The sequence below is a fragment of the Nocardia aurantia genome (assembly GCF_009604425.1).
In the GTDB taxonomy this organism is placed as follows: Bacteria; Actinomycetota; Actinomycetes; order Mycobacteriales; family Mycobacteriaceae; genus Nocardia; species Nocardia aurantia.
The window spans coordinates 238,966-256,316 of sequence record NZ_WEGI01000005.1; the positions used below are offsets into that span (position 1 = coordinate 238,966).

13 protein-coding genes, 2 tRNA genes and 1 pseudogene are annotated in these 17,351 nt (G+C 67.4%); 5 read left to right on the forward strand and 11 right to left on the reverse strand.

The features are described 5' to 3' along the window. Positions 1-166: 166 nt before the first annotated feature. The 11 genes from NRB56_RS12835 to dnaA form a co-directional block, all read right to left on the reverse strand. Complete coding sequence (locus NRB56_RS12835; protein ID WP_319942985.1) at positions 167-1,183, reverse strand: adenylate/guanylate cyclase domain-containing protein; 1,017 nt, start codon at positions 1,181-1,183, stop codon at positions 167-169. A gap of 133 nt (positions 1,184-1,316) precedes the next feature. Beyond that, positions 1,317-1,392, reverse strand: a tRNA-Ala gene (locus NRB56_RS12840). Positions 1,393-1,405: 13 nt separating this feature from the next. Then, positions 1,406-1,513, reverse strand: coding sequence for a DLW-39 family protein (locus tag NRB56_RS38890; RefSeq protein WP_227837617.1), 108 nt, complete (start codon positions 1,511-1,513; stop codon positions 1,406-1,408). Between the two features lie 29 nt (positions 1,514-1,542). Next, a tRNA-Ile gene (locus NRB56_RS12845) sits at positions 1,543-1,616 on the reverse strand. Between the two features lie 126 nt (positions 1,617-1,742). Further along, the gene (locus tag NRB56_RS12850) at positions 1,743-2,765 is read right to left on the reverse strand and encodes a DUF3566 domain-containing protein (RefSeq protein WP_153341696.1); all 1,023 of its coding nucleotides are present in this window, start codon (positions 2,763-2,765) and stop codon (positions 1,743-1,745) included. Positions 2,766-2,821: 56 nt separating this feature from the next. Continuing rightward, positions 2,822-5,323: a DNA gyrase subunit A gene (gene gyrA / locus NRB56_RS12855; protein WP_153341698.1), complete on the reverse strand. Its 2,502-nt coding sequence runs from the start codon at positions 5,321-5,323 to the stop codon at positions 2,822-2,824. 80 nt (positions 5,324-5,403) lie between these two features. Further along, positions 5,404-7,446, reverse strand: coding sequence for a DNA topoisomerase (ATP-hydrolyzing) subunit B (gene gyrB, locus NRB56_RS12860; RefSeq protein ID WP_319942925.1), 2,043 nt, complete (start codon positions 7,444-7,446; stop codon positions 5,404-5,406). Between the two features lie 330 nt (positions 7,447-7,776). Then, positions 7,777-8,406: a DUF721 family protein gene (locus NRB56_RS12865; protein WP_153341700.1), complete on the reverse strand. Its 630-nt coding sequence runs from the start codon at positions 8,404-8,406 to the stop codon at positions 7,777-7,779. 166 nt (positions 8,407-8,572) lie between these two features. Continuing rightward, positions 8,573-9,805 carry a DNA replication/repair protein RecF gene (gene recF / locus NRB56_RS12870; protein ID WP_319942926.1) on the reverse strand — a complete coding sequence of 411 codons (1,233 nt, stop codon included), beginning with the start codon at positions 9,803-9,805 and terminating at the stop codon, positions 8,573-8,575. 133 nt (positions 9,806-9,938) lie between these two features. Then, positions 9,939-11,108 (reverse strand): DNA polymerase III subunit beta, encoded by a 1,170-nt coding sequence (gene dnaN, locus NRB56_RS12875; RefSeq protein ID WP_153341702.1) that lies wholly within the window; start codon positions 11,106-11,108, stop codon positions 9,939-9,941. A gap of 928 nt (positions 11,109-12,036) precedes the next feature. Beyond that, the gene (gene dnaA / locus NRB56_RS12880; protein ID WP_319942927.1) at positions 12,037-13,842 is read right to left on the reverse strand and encodes a chromosomal replication initiator protein DnaA; all 1,806 of its coding nucleotides are present in this window, start codon (positions 13,840-13,842) and stop codon (positions 12,037-12,039) included. A 585-nt stretch (positions 13,843-14,427) separates the two neighbouring features. Between dnaA and rpmH the strand changes: the two genes are divergently transcribed. From rpmH to NRB56_RS12905, 5 genes and pseudogenes are all read left to right on the forward strand, one after another. Next, positions 14,428-14,571: a 50S ribosomal protein L34 gene (gene rpmH / locus NRB56_RS12885; RefSeq protein ID WP_033085250.1), complete on the forward strand. Its 144-nt coding sequence runs from the start codon at positions 14,428-14,430 to the stop codon at positions 14,569-14,571. A 79-nt stretch (positions 14,572-14,650) separates the two neighbouring features. Then, positions 14,651-15,016 (forward strand): annotated as a pseudogene (gene rnpA, locus NRB56_RS12890) (ribonuclease P protein component); the annotation flags it as partial. A gap of 134 nt (positions 15,017-15,150) precedes the next feature. Beyond that, positions 15,151-15,528, forward strand: a complete 378-nt coding sequence (yidD, locus tag NRB56_RS12895) for a membrane protein insertion efficiency factor YidD (RefSeq protein ID WP_153341708.1) — start codon at positions 15,151-15,153, stop codon at positions 15,526-15,528. Between the two features lie 4 nt (positions 15,529-15,532). Continuing rightward, positions 15,533-16,684: a membrane protein insertase YidC gene (gene yidC / locus NRB56_RS12900; RefSeq protein WP_319942928.1), complete on the forward strand. Its 1,152-nt coding sequence runs from the start codon at positions 15,533-15,535 to the stop codon at positions 16,682-16,684. Positions 16,685-16,766: 82 nt separating this feature from the next. After that, the gene (locus NRB56_RS12905) at positions 16,767-17,336 is read left to right on the forward strand and encodes a Jag family protein (protein ID WP_227837619.1); all 570 of its coding nucleotides are present in this window, start codon (positions 16,767-16,769) and stop codon (positions 17,334-17,336) included. Positions 17,337-17,351: the final 15 nt, after the last annotated feature.

Here is a 17,351-nt window from a genome sequence, read left to right on the forward strand (position 1 = left end):
CGGCGATCGTCGCGTAGGATCAATCACGTCGGCCCCTCCCCCCCGGGCCGACCTTACGCGGGCCTCGGCTAACTCCCCCCCTTCGCCGAGGCCCGCTCCTATTTCCGGGTTGTCCACCCAGCACTTTCCAATTCACCGGCGGCGGTCCGGCTGCCGCGCACCCGACTCAGCGATTGTTGCGGCGCAGCACGTGCGAGCGCAGCCGGCTGAATCCGCGCACCCGCACACTCCGCAGATGCCGCAGCGTGAACGCCGGCTCGCCGGCCAGCCGCGCGGCCGCGCCGTCGTCGATCAGGACCGTGCCCGGCCGCGCCACACCCGTCAACCGGGCGGCGATGTTCACCGTCGAACCGTACAGATCGCCGAAGCGCTGCAACACATCTCCGTACGCCAGGCCCACCCGCAGTTCCGGCGTGGTGCCGTCCTTGCGGGTCGCCTCCTGGATCGCCAGCGCGATATCGGCGCCGGCGGCGGCGGTCTCCGCGGCGAACATGACCTCGTCGCCGACATTCTTGATCACCCAGCCGCCGTGCGCGGTGACCGCCTCGGTGCCGAGGGTCTCGAACGTCTCCAGCAACTGCGACAGCTCCTCCGGATCCAGATGCCGGGTCAGCCGGGTGTAGCCGACCATATCGGCGAATCCCACCGCCAGATCCCGCACGGTACCGCCGGAGTGGTCCCCCTCGCCGTCCATCGACCGCGACAACGCGGCCGCCAGGTGCCGCCGCCAGGCGTACGTCTGCAACGCCTGCAGCCGCGCGAGCACCTCGTCCGTGGCCGCCTGCGCCGCGGCCGCGGGATCGGCGGCCGGATCGTCCGCGAGATGCCGCTCCAGCCGATCGGTGATCTCCGTGACGACCAGATCGACCTGCCATTCGGCCAGCCGCGCCATCGACTGCCCCAGGCTGCGGGCGACCGATTGCTGCCGCCGGGGATCGGCCGTGGACAAGGTGTCCAGACTCCGGAAATCGCGGACGGCCGCGATATCGGCCTCCGTGTACTCGAGCGCGGAATCGTCCGGATCGGCCGCGAAACCGAGTGCCACCCACAACCGGCGCGACACCTCCGACGGCACCCCGGACCGCTGCGCGACATCCGCCCGGCTGTAGCGCCGCGGCCCGCTCAGCAGCGCCGGTTCCACCACCGACTGCACCAGTTTCGACAATTCCGCGGACGACATGATCTCGACATTACGGGCCGTGCCGGTACACCACGGAAGACCTGGTGATTTGTCACAGGCGTAAAGAACATCGGCACCGCCGAGCCGGCACAGCGATCGGCACCGCCGGACGGCGGTGCCGAATCCATTTTTTCGATGGTGGAGCCTAGGGGAATCGAACCCCTAACCCCTGCCTTGCAAAGGCAGTGCTCTGCCAATTGAGCTAAGGCCCCTGAACGGGAAAAATCAGCGAGTGGTGACCTCGTGCCACAAGGCGGCATCGTCGCGCTGGCGGAACCTGCTGATAGCGAAGGCGACCGCGGCGACAACACCGATCGTGAGCAGATATTTCATGAATCCCACCCTACTGTGCTGTTCTCCAGTGGGCCTAGGAGGACTTGAACCTCCGACCTCTTCGTTATCAGCGAAGCGCTCTAACCGCCTGAGCTATAGGCCCGGATTCGTTCGAAAAAGTGTGTCACTCGAACGAGAGGGAAGATTACCGTACCTCGCCCCCGAAGACCAAAACGGCCGGTACCGGGCCCGGAGGGGCGGTACCGGCCGCAGGCAGCGGCAGCGCGGACTAATCCGGATCGGCCAGGGTGACCTGGATACCCCCGACCAGATCGGTGCACTGGTTGTAGATGAACACCCCGATCGTGGAAAGGGCCGTGAGCAGGACCACGTTGATGAGGCCGATCACCGCCGCGTACCCGAACACCGAGCCGGCGCCGATCAGGGAGGAGGAACCGCTGTCGGACACCATGTCCGTGGTGAACGTGTTGATCCGGTCCCAGACGCCCATGCCGGACAGCACGATGAAGAGGAAACCCACCGCCAGCATCCACACGAAGAACATCGCCACGCTGATCACCAGCGACACCTTCAGCGTCGACCAGGGATCGATGTGCCGCACCTGCACGGTCGCCCGCAGCGGTTCACCGCTCACCGCGGCCTGCGCGACGGCCGCCGGCGCGGCGGGCGAGACGCGCTGCTGCGGACCGGTGGACTCCACCATCGGTGGCGGCGGCGCCATCGGCATCGGCGCCATCGGCACCCCCGGCTGCGGGGCGGCGGGAGCGGCGGTCGGCAGCGGATGCCGCAGCTCGGACAGGTCGGGCATGTCCTTGATGAGTTCCGGCCGGGCGATGCTGCGGGTCGGCCCGTCGATGCCGACCGACTTGACCATCGCCGCCTCCTTGCGGGCGGCCTTGGCGGCCAGGTCGGCGGTGGTGCGGGCGTTGCTGACCCCGGCGTTGAGTCCCACCGAACGCCCGGCCACCGGCACGTGGCCCGGGCGGTTCAGATTGGACTGGGGCTCGCGCTGCGGCAGCTGTGACGACCAGCTCTCCTCCGCGCGCGCGCCCTTGCCGCCGTTGTCGCCGGGCCTGGGCCCGGAGCCGCCGGGCCCTTCCGCCTCGCCGTTGTCGAGTGTCTTCTTGTCCAGCTTTTCCGTCGCCGAATTCTCCGCGGCACTACCCGGCACACCCTCGCCCGAGGCCGCCGGCCGCGGAATGGGGCGCGGCGGGATCGGAGACGGTGCAACCCGCTCGGTCACGCCGTTGGCGTGATGCCGCTCGTCATTCGGCTGGTTCGGAGTGGTCAATGTGGGAAGTCCTTCGATCGGTCGTGCCGCCGCTGCTGGTGGAGAACTTACTGGTTCTACGAACCATCGGTGTCGTCAACGCCGGAAACCTGATCGGGCTCGTCGGCATTGCGAGCGATTGCAAGCAACGTATCGCCCTCGCCGAGGTTCATCAATCGCACACCCTTGGTCTGTCGGCCCGCTTTCCGTACCTGATTCGCAGCCGTCCGGATGACACCGCCCCCGGAGGTGATCGCGTAAAGCTCGTCCTCGTCGTCGACGATCAGAGCGCCCACCAGATTGCCACGCTTGGGGTCGTACTGGATCGTCAGCACCCCTTTACCCCCGCGGCCCTGGGCGGTGTACTCATCGATCGCGGTGCGCTTGGCGTACCCGCCCGCGGTCGCGACCAGCAGATATGTCTCCTCCCGCACGACATTCAGCGACAGCAGCTCGTCGTCGGTGTTGAAGCGCATGCCCTGCACGCCCGAGGTGGCACGGCCCATCGGCCGCAACACCTCGTCGTTCGCGGAGAACCGAATGGACTGACCGTGCGCCGAAACCAGCAGCAGATCGTCCTCGGAGGAGCACAGCGCGGCGCCGACCAATTCGTCGCCGTCGCGCAAATTGACCGCCACGATGCCGCCGGAACGGTTGGAATCGAAATCGGTCAGTTTCGATTTCTTGACCAAACCGTTGCGTGTGGCGAGCACCAGATAGGACTCGTCCTCGTACGACGCGATCTGGATGACCTGAGCGATCTTCTCGTCCGGCTGGAACGCCAGCAGATTGGCCACGTGCTGGCCGCGCGCGGTACGGGCCGCCTCCGGCAGTTCGTAGGCCTTCGCCCGGTACACCCGGCCGAGGTTGGTGAAGAACAGCAGCCAGTCGTGCGTGGACGTGATGAAGAAGTGCTGGACCAGGTCGTCCTGCTTGAGGCCGGCGCCCTGCACGCCCTTACCGCCGCGCTTCTGGCTGCGGTACAGATCGGTCTTGGTGCGCTTGGCGTAGCCGGTCGCGGTGATGGTGACCACCACATCCTCGCGGGCGATCAGATCCTCGTCGGCCACATCGCCGTCGGCCGCGATGATCCGGGTGCGGCGGTCGTCGCCGTACTTGTCGACGATCTCCTGCAGTTCGTCGCGGACGATCGCGCGCTGCCGCTCCGGCTTCGCCAGGATGTCCTCGAGGTCCGCGATCTCGGCCTCGATCTTGGTCAACTCGTCGACGATCTTCTGCCGTTCGAGGGCGGACAGCCGACGCAGCTGCATGTCGAGGATCGCGGTGGCCTGGATCTCGTCGATCTCGAGCAGCGTCATCAGGCCGGTGCGCGCGGTCTCGGTATCGGCCGAGCGCCGGATCAGCGCGATCACCTCGTCGAGCGCGTCGAGCGCCTTCACCAGGCCACGCAGGATATGGGCCCGTTCCTGGGCCTTGCGCAACAGGTATCGGGTGCGCCGGACGATGACGTCCAACTGGTGATTGACGTAGAACCGGATCATCTGGTCCAGGCGCAGGGTGCGCGGCACGCCCTCGACGATGGAGAGCATGTTGGCGCCGAAGCTGGTCTGCAGCTGGGTGTGCTTGTACAGGTTGTTCAGCACGACCTTGGCGATCGCGTCCCGCTTGATGGTGACGACGATGCGCATGCCGACCCGGTCCGAGGACTCGTCGTGGATGTCGGCGACGCCGGCGATCTTGCCGTCCTTCACCTGCTCCGCGATCGCGTTGATGAAGTTGTCCGTGTTGACCTGGTACGGCAGCTCGGTGATGACGATCGTGGTGCGGCCGCGATTGTCCTCCTCGATCTCGACCACGCCGCGCATCCGGATCGAACCGCGCCCCGTCGTGTAGGCGTCGTGGATGCCCTGGGTGCCGACGATCAGGCCCGAGGTCGGGAAGTCCGGCCCCTTCACCCGCTCCATGCAGGCCGCGAGCATGGACTCCTCGTCGGCCTCGTGGTTGTCCAGCGTCCAGTAGATCGCGTCGGCGAGTTCCCGCAGATTGTGCGGCGGGATGTTGGTGGCCATGCCGACCGCGATCCCGTTGCTGCCGTTCATCAACAGGTTGGGGACACGGGCCGGCAGCACGACCGGCTCTTGGGTCTTGCCGTCGTAGTTGGGGATGAAATCGACCGTCTCGTGGTCGATCTCGCGCAGCAGCTCCATCGCCAGCGGGGTGAGCCGGCATTCTGTGTAGCGCATGGCGGCGGCGCCGTCGTTGCCGCGGCTGCCGAAGTTGCCCTGGCCGTCGACCAGCGGGTAGCGCATCGCCCACGGCTGAGCCATCCGGACGAGGGTGTCGTAGATGGCCGAGTCGCCGTGCGGGTGGTAGTTACCCATGGTCTCGGAGACCGGGCGGGCCGACTTTACATAACTGCGGTCGGGCCGATAACCGTTGTCGTACATCGCGTAGAGGATGCGGCGGTGCACCGGCTTCAGGCCGTCGCGCACCTCCGGCAGCGCGCGGCCGACGATCACGCTCATCGCGTAATCGATGTAGGAGTTCTGCATCTCCTGCTGGATGTCGACCGGTTCGATACGGTCGCCACCGCTGGGGGGCAGAGAGGTCTCGGTCATGAATCAGTCTCCAGGGGAAGGCTTTTCGGATGGTCCTCGGGGGCGTGACCGCGGCGGCGCACCGGCCGCCGCGGGGTGCGCTACACGTCGAGGAACCGGACGTCCTTGGCATTGCGGGTGATGAAGCTGCGACGCGCCTCGACGTCCTCACCCATCAGGATGCTGAACAGCTCGTCGGCCGCGGCCGCGTCGTCCAGCGTCACTTGACGAAGCACCCGCACGCTCGGATCCATGGTGGTCTCCCACAGTTCCTTCGGGTTCATCTCGCCGAGGCCCTTGTAGCGCTGGATGCCGTCGTCCTTGTTGATCTTCTTGCCGGCCGCCTGGCCACGTTCCAGCAGGCCGTCGCGCTCACGGTCGGAATAGGCGAACTCCGGCTCACTGCGCTGCCACTTCAGCTTGTACAACGGCGGCTGCGCGAGATAGACGTGCCCGTGCTCGACCAGCGGCCGCATGAACCGGAACAGCAGCGTCAGCAGCAGCGTCGAGATGTGCTGGCCGTCGACGTCGGCGTCGGCCATCAGCACGATCTTGTGATAGCGCAGCTTGGTGAGGTCGAACTCGTCGTGGATGCCGGTGCCGAACGCCGTGATGATCGACTGCACCTCGGTGTTCTTGAGCACCCGGTCGATGCGCGCCTTCTCGACGTTGATGATCTTGCCGCGGATCGGCAGGATCGCCTGGTACATCGAGTCGCGGCCGGATTTGGCCGAGCCGCCGGCGGAATCGCCCTCCACGATGTAGATCTCGGAGCGCGCCGGATCCTTGGAGCGGCAGTCGGCCAGCTTGCCGGGCAGGCCGCCGAGATCGGTGGCGCTCTTGCGGCGCACCAGCTCCCGGGCCTTGCGCGCGGCGGCGCGGGCCTGCGCCGAGGACACCGCCTTCTGCACGATGGTCTTCGCGTCGGCCGGATTCGCCTCGAACCAGTGCGCGAGGTGCTCGTTGCAGGTGCGCTGCACGAACGACTTCACCTCGGTGTTGCCGAGTTTGGTCTTGGTCTGGCCCTCGAACTGGGGATTGCTGACCTTCACGCTGACGATGGCGGCCAGGCCCTCGCGGATGTCCTCGCCGGACAGCGCCGGTTCCTTCTCCTTCACCAGCTTCTTGTCCTTGGCGTACTTGTTCACCACCGTGGTGAGCGCCGCGCGGAAGCCCTCCTCGTGGGTGCCGCCCTCATGGGTGTTGATGGTGTTGGCGAAGGTGTGGACGGATTCGGAATAGCCCGAGTTCCACTGCATCGCGATCTCGAGTTCGTGGCCGGTGCCCTTGCCCTGGAACGACACGATCGAGTTGTGGATCGGCTGCTTGGTCCGGTTGATGTGCTTGACGAAATCCTCGAGCCCGCCGGGGTAGTAGTAGGTGCGCGTCTTCACCTTCTGCTCGACCGGGGCGCTCTCCTCGTGCTTGGGCGCCTCGGCGACCTCGCTGACCACCTCGTCGGTCACGTCGTTCGCGGTGACCCGTTGATCGGTCAGCGTGATGGTGAGGCCCTTGTTGAGGAAGGCCATCTCCTGCAAACGGCGCGCGACCGTCTCGAAGTTGTACGTCGTGGTCTCGAAGACGGCGGGATCCGCCCAGAACCGCTGGGTGGTGCCGGTCCGCTTGGTGGGCTCGCCCTGGATCAGCTTGCTCGGCTTCGCGTCCTTGTACTCCTGGCTCCAGTGGTAGCCGGCGGTGTCGATCTCCACCTCCATCCGGGTGGACAGCGCATTCACCACGGAGATGCCGACGCCGTGCAGACCACCGGAGACGGCGTACGCGTCGGAGTCGAATTTGCCGCCCGCGTGCAGCTGGGTCATGACGACCTCGACAGTGGGCACGCCTTGTTCGTGCATTTCCACCGGGATGCCGCGGCCGTCGTCGATGACCTCCACCCCGCCGTCGGCGAGCAGGGTGACGTCGACCCGGGTGGCGTAACCGGCCATGGCCTCGTCGACGGAGTTGTCCACAACCTCCCAGATGAGGTGATGCAGACCGCGCTCACCGGTGGAGCCGATGTACATACCCGGCCGGAGGCGAACCGCCTCGAGGCCCTCGAGGACCTTGATGTTGGAGGCACCGTATTCCTGGTTGCCCGCTTTCGCCCTGGTCGTACCACTTGCGTTGGAGTCGTTGGCAGCCACTGCTCGGTAGCTCTCCTTACTTGCTGATCCCTCGGGCGCGAAGTTCCCCGGCGTCGTGCTGCTCGAGAATTACGGGTCCTCGCGCGGGCTGTGCGGAACGCGCCGACGGTATCGCCGCTAGTTACTCCACCATCCTACTGGTACACCCGGCCCAGGATGCACCTATGACACCCCTGACAGCGTCGTAGGTGCGTTAACTCGGATGTCGGCGAGTCGGGTTGTAGGTGTCAGCGATCCCGGGAGCCTCAGCGCCAGCCGGGCGAGATTTGCGGAGCGGTTGGCCGGTTCCCGCCGGAACAAGTTCCACGTGAAACGACGACGAGGACCGACTCAGCCGTAGGTATCGCGCGGGCCGCGGCCCTTCACGTGCCGCTCGCCCTTGCGCCAGCTCGGCGCGGCCGGTCCGCTGATCTTCAGACTGGTCACCACGCCCTGTCCGACGGCCGCGTTGATCTTCGCCAGCAGCTGCGATTGCAGCATCCGCAGCTGAGTGGCCCAGGCGGTGGATTCGGCCTGCACGCTCAGCACCCCGTCGGTCAGCGAGATCGGCGTCGCGTGCGAGGCGATGTCCTCGCCGACGACGCTCGCCCAGCGGCCGAAAACCATGCCCTCGGCCACCCGAGTGGACCACCCCCGGTTCTTGGCCAGGGCACCCGTCAGACTGGACAGCAGTTGTGGATCGCGCTCGTCCGGCCGGGAACCCGACCAGCCGCCGCCGCGCCTGCGCAGCGCGCGGACGCCGCCGCGACGTGGCGAGGCCCGGCCCTGGCCGACCGCCTTACCGCTGGCCCGCGCCGCCGCCCGGGCCTCCTCCAACGCCCGGCGGGCCAGATCGACGCCGCGCAGCGCGCCGTCCGGGGAACCTGGGGATGAATCCGCCGATGTACTCGCGCCCGGCTCGGCCGCGGATCCGGACGTCCGGTACGACGGGTCGGCGTCGTGTTCGTAGTCGTCGGTCATCGCGCGCTTCCTTCCCCGATACCGGCCCCGACGTGCGGTTCCTCGGTGAATCCGGGTCCGGTGTGCAGGACAGGGTAGCCGGTCTCGGCGGCCGGATCGATCTCCCGGCGGGGGTGTCGCGAGGTGCGTCGCGGTACGCCGGTGCGGCAGCGCCGATCGGAGTTGTTCACAGCCGACCGGCGTTGCTGTGGACAACTTCGGCGGCCGCGGCGGACAGCTCCGGCGGTTCGGCACCCACCCGGGAGGTGCGCCGGTCGGCCTCGCCGGCGGTCTCCACCCGGATGGGATCCGCCTCGAGTTCGGGCGGGACGTCCTCGGGAACGGCGGCGGTGATGAGGACCTGTTCGGCGCCGGCCGCCACGGCGGCCAGCGCGGACCGGCGGCGGCGATCCAGTTCGGCGAACACGTCGTCGAGCAGCAGTACCGGATCGCTGCCGGTACTGCGCAGCAGTTCGAAGGCCGCCAGCCGCAGCGCCAGCGCGAAGGACCAGGATTCGCCGTGGCTGGCGAACCCCTTGGCCGGCGCGGAACCCAGCATCAGGTCCAGATCGTCACGATGCGGGCCGACCAGGCAGACGCCGCGCTCGAGTTCCTTCGGGCGCGCGGCCGTGAGTTCGCGCAGCAGCACCGCCTGCAGCTGTTCGGCGTCGCCCGGGCCGGGGGTGCGTCCGGGATCCGGATACTCCGGGGGCAGGTATCCGCTGCGATAACCGATGGCCGCCGGCCGCGATTCGGGGGCGATCGACCGGTACGCCGCGACCAGGTACGGGGACAGCTCGTGCACCAGCGACAACCGCTGGGCGAGCAGTTCCGCGCCGTGGACGGCCAGATGCCCGTCCCACACGTCCAGCGTGCTCAATTCGGTACCGGCGGACCGTGATCGGGCCTGCTTACCGGCCGTCTTCAACAGCGCCGACCGCTGTCGCAGCACCCGGTCGTAGTCGGCGCGCACCCCGGCCAGGCGGGGCAACCGGGCTGTGCACAACTCGTCGAGAAAGCGGCGGCGCTCGGACGGATCGCCACGCACCAGGGCGAGATCCTCCGGAGCGAACAACACCGTCGGCAGGATGCCGAGGATCTCCCGGGTGCGGCGGACCGGCGACCGGTTGATCTGCGCCCGGTTCGCCGAACCCTGATTGAGTTCCACGTCGATGCGTAGTTCGCGGCCGGAGTTGACCACCGTCGCGCCGACCCGGGCCTTGGGCGCGCCGATGCGGAGCAGCGGGGCCTCGGAAGCCACCCGGTGTGAACCGAGTGTGGACAGGTAGCCGATCGCCTCGATCAGATTGGTCTTGCCGTTGCCGTTGGCGCCCAGGAAAACCGTGCGGCCCGCGGGCAATTCGAGCTCCGCCTGCTCCCAGGAGCGGAAGTCGCGCAGCGTCAATGACCGGATGTACACGCTACGCACCCCCTGCCGAAACTTCCGCCGGAGCTCGCCGACCGGCGGGTGATCCCCGAAGATCGAGAGTTATCCACAGATTTATCAACACTGTCCACAACTGAGGAGCAACTGTGGACACAGACCACGGGCATCAGCCCGGCAGCCGCACCGGCATCAGCAGGTAGATGTACTTGCTCTCCAGCGCGGCGAAGGCCCCCGAATCGAGAACCGCCGGATCTTCCTCGGCCGTCGGGCACATTACCGCAGGCCTGCTGGGAGTGGTGAATCCGAAGGTCACCCGGTCCGAATGCAGGGCCGCCAGGCCGTCATTGAGGTAGCCGGGGTTGAACGCGATGGTCAGCGCTTCACCCTGGAACTCGGCCTCGAGCCATTCCTCGGCGCGACCCGCGTCGTCGCCGCCGGCGGTGAGTCGCAGGCCCTGCTCGGAGAACTCCAGCCGGACCTGAGCGCCGCGCTCGGCGACCAGGGCCACACGTTTGATCGCCTCGATCAGCGCGCTCACCTGGAGCGTCGCGATCGAGGTGTGCTCTTTGGGGAGCAATTGGCGGAACTTGGGGAATTCCGCGTCGAGCAGGCGGGTGGTGGTGCGGCGGCCACCGTTGACGATGCCGAGCAGGCCGTCGGTTCCGGTGCCGAACGCCAGCTGCACCGGGACGTCGGAGGCGCCGAGCGTCTTGGCGGACTCGGACAGGGTGCGTGCGGGGACCAGCACCGCGGTCTCCACATCGGGACGGCCGGGCTGCCACTCCAGATGCCGCACCGCGAGCCGGAATCGGTCGGTGGCCGCGAGCACGATCTGCGAGCCGGAGATCTCGACCCGGATGCCGGTGAGCATGGGGAGCGTGTCGTCGCGGCCGGCGGCGACGGCGACCTGGCCGACCGCCTGGGAGAACACATCCACACCGAGCTCACCGGTCTGCGGCGGCAGCTCCGGCAGCTGGGGATAATCCTCGACCGGCATGGTCGGCAGCGAGAACTTCGCACTGCCGCAGGCGATCAGCACGCGGGTGCCGTCCACGGAGACGTCGACGGGTTTGTTCGGCAGCGCCTTGGTGATGTCGGCCAGCAGACGGCCGGAGACCAGCACCTGCCCGGGCCCGGCGACCTCGGCGGCGACTCGCATCTGCGCGGAGACCTCGTAATCGAATCCGGAGACCGTCAGGCCCCCCTCGTCGGCCACCAGCAGGACGCCACCGAGTACGGGCACCGGCGGGCGCGACGGCAGGCTACGGGCCACCCAGGCGACGGATTCCGCGAAATCCTCGCGAGCGACCCGAAACTTCATGCTTGCAAGCTCCATCGCCCGGTCTGTCCTCTCCAGTCTCGATAAAGGTCGTGATCAGTTCGGCTCGTCGAAAACGGCTGCCGGCTCGAGCATCGGTGCTGAATCGGCCGCCGACGACGTCCCCCACGGAGTGTGGCACAGGCGACCGACACCAAACCGTACTCGGGACCGACCGCCATGGCTACGGCACCCCTCCGTCCGGCGCGGCGCATTCGGGCACCGGACGAGAGCGACTCGTATATCGGACGTCCGCCTTGCAGTCGGCCCGTTCGCCGTCGCGCGGCCCCTGCTGTGCGCATCGCGGCGTGGGTCCGCTCGCCGCCGCGCTGGGGGTTCGCTGTCCTCCTTGCCGATCGTTCGCCGACTCGTCTCGGCTGGGTCCGGCCGCTCACTCCCCGACCCGAGTTTCCACACACCCTGTTTTAGAAGAAGTTATTCAAGGAAGAGAACTGAAGTAGTAGTAGGCACTGTGGATTCTGTGGACTTCGGCCATATCCGCAGGTGGGAACGTGTGGCGGCATGGGGATGTCCGGCGGATGTCTCGAGGATGAACGGGGAGCCGCTGTGGACGCCGCGAAACTGTCCCACGCTCATCCTCGAGCCATCCTCGAGTTCTCCAGGGAAAACGGGCCTGTTGTACACACTGTGCGTAATCAGGTGCACAACCAGGGGATTCCTCGAGGACTCCACGGGGACTCCTCGAGGAATCCACAGGCCGAATCGGCCGTCGTCGCAGCTCAGCCCCCGTGGATGAAATCGCCTGTGGGAACTGTGGATCACCACCTGTGAGCAAAGCCGCGCGCGCCCTGTGCGCAGACCTGTGGGAAACCGGTGCACAACAACGGTTCTCCTCGAGGACTCCACAAGAATTCCTCGAGGAGTCCACACCACGAAAAAGCCGATCCCCCCAGGTCAACCGGGGGGATCGGCTTGTGGACAGCGATCAGCGGGAGCGCTGTTTGATTCGGGCTGTGAGTTCCTGAACCTGGTCGTACACCCGGCGCCGTTCGGTCATCTCCTTGCGCACCTTCTTCTCCGCGTACATCACCGTGGTGTGGTCGCGGCCGAACGCCTGGCCGATCTTCGGGAGCGACAGATCGGTGAGCTCCCGGCACAGGTACATCGCGATCTGGCGCGCCTGGGCCAGCGGCCGCGCCTTGCCCGGCCCGGTCAGCTCCTCGAGCGTGGTGTTGAAGTACTCGGCGGTGACGGCCATGATCGTCGACGCGGTGATCTCCAGCGTGGCGGTGTCCGGCATCAGATCCCGCAGCACCACCTCCGCCAGGGACAGGTCCAGCGGCTGGCCGTTCAGTGAGGCGAAGGCGGTGACGCGGATGAGCGCGCCCTCCAGCTCCCGGATATTGCGCTCGACCCGGCTGGCGATGAGTTCGAGCACGTCGTGCGGTACGTCCAGCCGGTCCATCCGGGCCTTCTTGCGCAGGATGGCGATCCGGGTCTCGAGCTCCGGCGGCTGCACATCGGTGATCAGCCCCCATTCGAAGCGGGTGCGTAACCGCTCCTCCAGCGTCGCGAGCTGTTTGGGCGGCCGATCCGAGGAGACCACGATCTGCTTGTTCGCGTTGTGCAGGGTGTTGAAGGTGTGGAAGAACTCCTCCTGGATGCCTTCCTTGCCCTCGATGAACTGGATGTCGTCGACCAGCAGGATGTCGGTCTCGCGGTAGCGGCGCTTGAACGCGACCTTGCGGTCGTCGCGGAGGCTGTTGATGAAGTCGTTGGTGAACTCCTCGGTGGACACGTACTTGACCCGCATCCCCGGGAACAGTCGCTGGGCGTAGTGACCGGCCGCGTGTAACAAGTGGGTTTTCCCCAAACCCGAAGCGCCCCAGACGAACAGCGGGTTGTACGCGCGCGCCGGCGCCTCCGCGATGGCAACCGCGGCCGCGTGCGCGAAGCGGTTGGAGGCCCCGATGACGAAGGTCTCGAAGGTGTACTTGGCGTTCAAACTCGCCGCCGACGGCGCGGCCGCCTGCTGCGGCGGCTCCGGCGGCTTGTTGAAGTAGGTCGGCCACGAGTTGCGGACATTCACGACCGGCTCGTCGTCCTCGGCGTGGTCCTCGACCGGGCGCCGGGTGGGCGGTACCGCCTGGGCCGGCGGCGCCGGTTCCGGCGCGAACAACGACTCCTGCCGGGCGGCCTCCGTGGCGGCGCGCATCGGGGGTAGGTCCAGGTCACGACGGGCGGGCCGCATGGACCCGCCCTCGTCATCGTCCGGCAATTCTCCGGCCATCGGTTGCGGCGGGAACGCGGGCTGGGGATAGTCGGGCCGCGCGGGGTAGTCACCGGGGGTGAGATAGCGCGGCGGTGGATAGTCCGCCGGTGCGGAGTAGTCGGGGGCGACCGGGTAACCCACCGGTTCGCGCGGGGCCTCGCGGGGGCGTTCCGGCCGGGAGGTGAGCCGGGCGTGGCGCGGCGAGGCGGCCGGCCGGTCGACCGGCGGGTTGGCCGGAGCGGCGATCCGGACCCCCAGTCCCTCCACCTGGGGGCCGAGCCGGCGGGCCAGCGAGCGCAGGATCGGTTCGCGCAGATCGCGTTCGATGGCCTCCTGGGCCAGGGACGACGGCACCGACAGCAGCGCGAAGCCCTGGGCCACGGTCAGCGGCCTGACCAGGCCCAACCACGCCTTCTGGGCGTTGCTCACCGCCGGGATGGCCCCGTCGGCGGAGCCGGTGGTGAGTTCGGCCACCACCTCGGGCCAGACGGCGGTCAACACGTTCTGCTCGTCGTCCACGTATGTTTCCTCCCCGCAAGGTAGATCGATAGGAGCAGACGGTGCCACGCCTGTGTCCGAAGCAGCACGGGCGTCGGCGCTGATCGGCGACGAGCCGTCCGGTGGGCTGGTGGCTGGTACGAATATGCCACTCCGGGGGTATTTCCACACAATTATCCACAGATGTGGAGAACCACAGTGGTGTGAGTTGCGCGGCTGGAGATCGTCACTCCGCAGCCCGTCCGGCGATCATTCAGCTAACTACTGGCTACGCACAGTAACCGGGGTCGGAACCGGTGGCAAGGGACCGGTATCGGCGCCGTGTCGCGGCACGTAGGGGCCGGTTTCGGCGGTGACGGCAACCATTCCCGGCGATGCCGGGGCGGCGTGTCGGAGGACCCCGGGTTTGACCCTGCCGCAGCCGATCAGTACTCTCGTACAGTCACCCATTGACGAGGTGGCGGCTGCTTGCTGCCCGGGTCGCGATGGGCGTTGCGCTGAAGGCGTGCCGACGAGTCGGCGTCGCTCTCCGTCGCGAATACCTAGTTTCACCGAACAGCTACGGGTGCCTCGAAACGGCATCCACCGACTCGAGGAGTGTTGACCGTGGCCAAGGGCAAGCGGACGTTCCAGCCGAACAACCGTCGTCGTGCGCGGGTTCACGGATTCCGTCTCCGGATGCGCACCCGTGCGGGCCGCGCCATCGTCTCGGCGCGCCGCGGCAAGGGCCGCGCCAAGCTCACGGCCTGATCCGTCGGCACCGGCGTCATGCCCCGTCCGCCGTACGGTCCACTGCCTCCCTCCGCCCGTTACGCGCTCGGACACTCGGGTGTTGCCTGAGCCGTATCGGCTGCATCATCGTGCTGATTTCTCCCGGACGGTGCGCAGTGGCCGACGAGTCGGGAGGCGTGATGTCGTCGTGCATCTACTGCAGCCGTCCCCGGCCGTGTCCGGGGACGAGCGGCATCCGGCTATCCGGGTCGGGGGGCCGCGTTTCGGATTGATCGTCAGCAAGGCGGTGGGCACCGCGGTGATACGACACCGTGTGGCCCGCCGCCTGCGTCATATGTGCGCCGGTTTGATAGCTGAGCTGCCCGATGAGGCGGACGTCGTCATCCGTGCGCTACCCGGCGCCGCCGGCGCCTCGTCCGCCGAACTCGAACGGCAGGTGCGAGGTGCGCTGCGACGGCTGTCGCCCGGGATGGCCGAGGGCCGGCCGCGGGAAAACCATGATTCACGTGAAACATCGATGTCGGGTGACGGATCCCGGATGTCACGTGACACTCGAAGTATGACCGTCAGAGACACGGCTGCCGAAGACAAGCCGTCATGATCGGATTCCGTACGGTGGCCCGGCTGCCCGTGAATCTGCTGATCTTTCTCATCGAGCTGTACCGGACCTACGTCTCCCCCACTCGCATGCCGGTGTGCCGGTTCACCCCCACCTGTAGCGAGTACGCGGTGACCGCGCTGCGCACCCGAGGGCTGTTCGTCGGCCTCGGATTGACGGCCGTCCGATTGGCCAAATGCGCACCCTGGCACCCTGGTGGGTGGGACCCCGTTCCGGAGTCGAAGCGGCACCACGCGGCCGCCCCGGTTGCGGATGCGGCCGTCAGTATTCCGGCCGAGGACCAGTCGGCCGATGACAAGCCTTGGAATAGGTCGCCGCACGCGGTGACCGGCGATACGACCGACGGGAGTACATAGAGCCGTGCTCGACTTCATCTACTATCCGGTGTCCTGGATCTTGTGGTTCTGGCACCGAGTCTTCGGGTTTGCTTTCGGCAAGGACAGCGGGCTCGCCTGGGCCCTTGCCGTGGTATTCCTGGTCTTCACGCTGCGGCTGGTTCTCTACAAGCCGTTCGTGAAGCAGGTCCGGACCACCCGGCAGATGCAGGAGCTACAGCCGCAGATCAAGGCGCTGCAGGCGAAGTACAAGAACGACCGCCAGAAGATGGCGGTCGAGATGCAGAAGCTGCAGAAGGACCACGGCTTCAATCCGCTGATGGGCTGTCTGCCGGTGCTGGCCCAGGTGCCGGTCTTCATCGGTCTGTATCACGTCCTGCGATCGTTCAACCGAGTCGGCGGCAGCTCCGGCTTCGCCGGCTTCGGCAAGACTCCTGCTATGAGCGCATACCAGAACGCGCACACCGCCAACTACGTCTTCAACGCCGACGACGTGCAGTCGTTCCTGCGGGCCCGCATCTTCGGGGCGCCCATCTCGGCCGCGATCACGACCCCGAAGTCTCAGCTGGAGGCGTTTGCCGATTACGGCGGCATCCCGCACATCGTGAACATGGCCGCGGTGGCGATCCCGCTGATGATCATCGCCGGCCTCGCCACCCACTTCAATGCTCGCGCCTCCGTGGCCCGGCAGACCGAAGCGGCGGCGGCCAACCCGCAGGCCGCGATGATGAACAAGCTCGCGCTCTACGTGTTCCCGCTCGGCGTCATGGTCGGTGGCCCGTTCCTGCCGATCGCGATCCTGCTCTACTGGGTCTCCAACAACATCTGGACCTACGGGCAGCAGCACCTGGTCTTCGGCCGGATCGATAAGGAAGAACAGGCGAAGAAGCAGGAGGCCCTGGATCGCCGCGCACAGAACGCGCCGAAGCCCGGCGCCAAGCCGGTCGATCCGAAGAAGAAGGCCACCGCCGTGGATGCCCCCGTCGTCGATGCTCCGGTAGAGAGTGACACCGCCACCCGCAACGGTCGGCCGAAGGACACCACGCCGACCGCCTCGCAGAACGGTTCCGCCGCAAAGTCGTCGGGGAAGGCGGGCGCGTCGTCCGGCCGGCCGGGCCAGGGCAACCGGAAGCGGTCCGGGAATCGTGGTCGGCCGAATCAAAAGAAGCGCCGCTGAGACCCCATTTGATACGGGCATCCCGGTACCGGCGGGGTCCGGCACCGGATTCGACGAATGATGCAGATGAAGGAAACGACACATGACTGTTGAGACCGACGGAGGGGACGCGACGGTGGCTCTGGACACCTCGACGGCGGACCCGGCGCAGACCGAACTGGATGCGGTCGGCGACGATGTGAACGACAGCGAGGAGGCGCTGATCGAGGAGGGCGAGATCGCCGGCGACTATCTCGAGCAACTGCTGGATGTGCTCGACTTCGACGGTGACATCGACCTGGACGTGGAGGGCGATCGGGCCGTCGTAAGCATCGACGGTGGCCGCGATCTGTCGAAGCTGGTCGGTCGGCGCGGTGAGGTGCTCGACGCGCTCCAGGAGCTGACCCGGTTGGCGGTGCAGCAGGCGACGGGCGTGCGCAGCCGCCTGATGCTCGACGTGGCGGGCTGGCGGGCCAAGCGACGCACGGACTTGAGCACGCTCGGCTCCGAGGCGGCGCAGCGGGTGCTCTCCTCCGGTGAGCCGGAATCGCTGCCGCCCATGACTCCCTTCGAGCGCAAGATCGTGCACGATGCGGTGTCGTCGGTGGACGGGGTCACCAGCGAGAGCGAGGGCGCCGAGCCCAATCGCTATGTGGTGGTTCTGCCGAGCTGATCGACGTGTCGCTCA

What these genes read in the sequence shown, in the direction of transcription:
- NRB56_RS12865 (WP_153341700.1), bottom strand. Translation starts at nt 8,406, where the DNA reads ATGACCGACGACTACGAACACGACGCCGACCCGTCGTACCGGACGTCC.
- dnaN (WP_153341702.1), bottom strand. Translation starts at nt 11,108, where the DNA reads ATGGAGCTTGCAAGCATGAAGTTTCGGGTCGCTCGCGAGGATTTCGCG.
- gyrA (WP_153341698.1), bottom strand. Translation starts at nt 5,323, where the DNA reads ATGACCGAGACCTCTCTGCCCCCCAGCGGTGGCGACCGTATCGAACCG.
- NRB56_RS38890 (WP_227837617.1), bottom strand. Translation starts at nt 1,513, where the DNA reads ATGAAATATCTGCTCACGATCGGTGTTGTCGCCGCGGTCGCCTTCGCT.
- yidD (WP_153341708.1), top strand. Translation starts at nt 15,151, where the DNA reads ATGATCGGATTCCGTACGGTGGCCCGGCTGCCCGTGAATCTGCTGATC.
- NRB56_RS12905 (WP_227837619.1), top strand. Translation starts at nt 16,767, where the DNA reads ATGACTGTTGAGACCGACGGAGGGGACGCGACGGTGGCTCTGGACACC.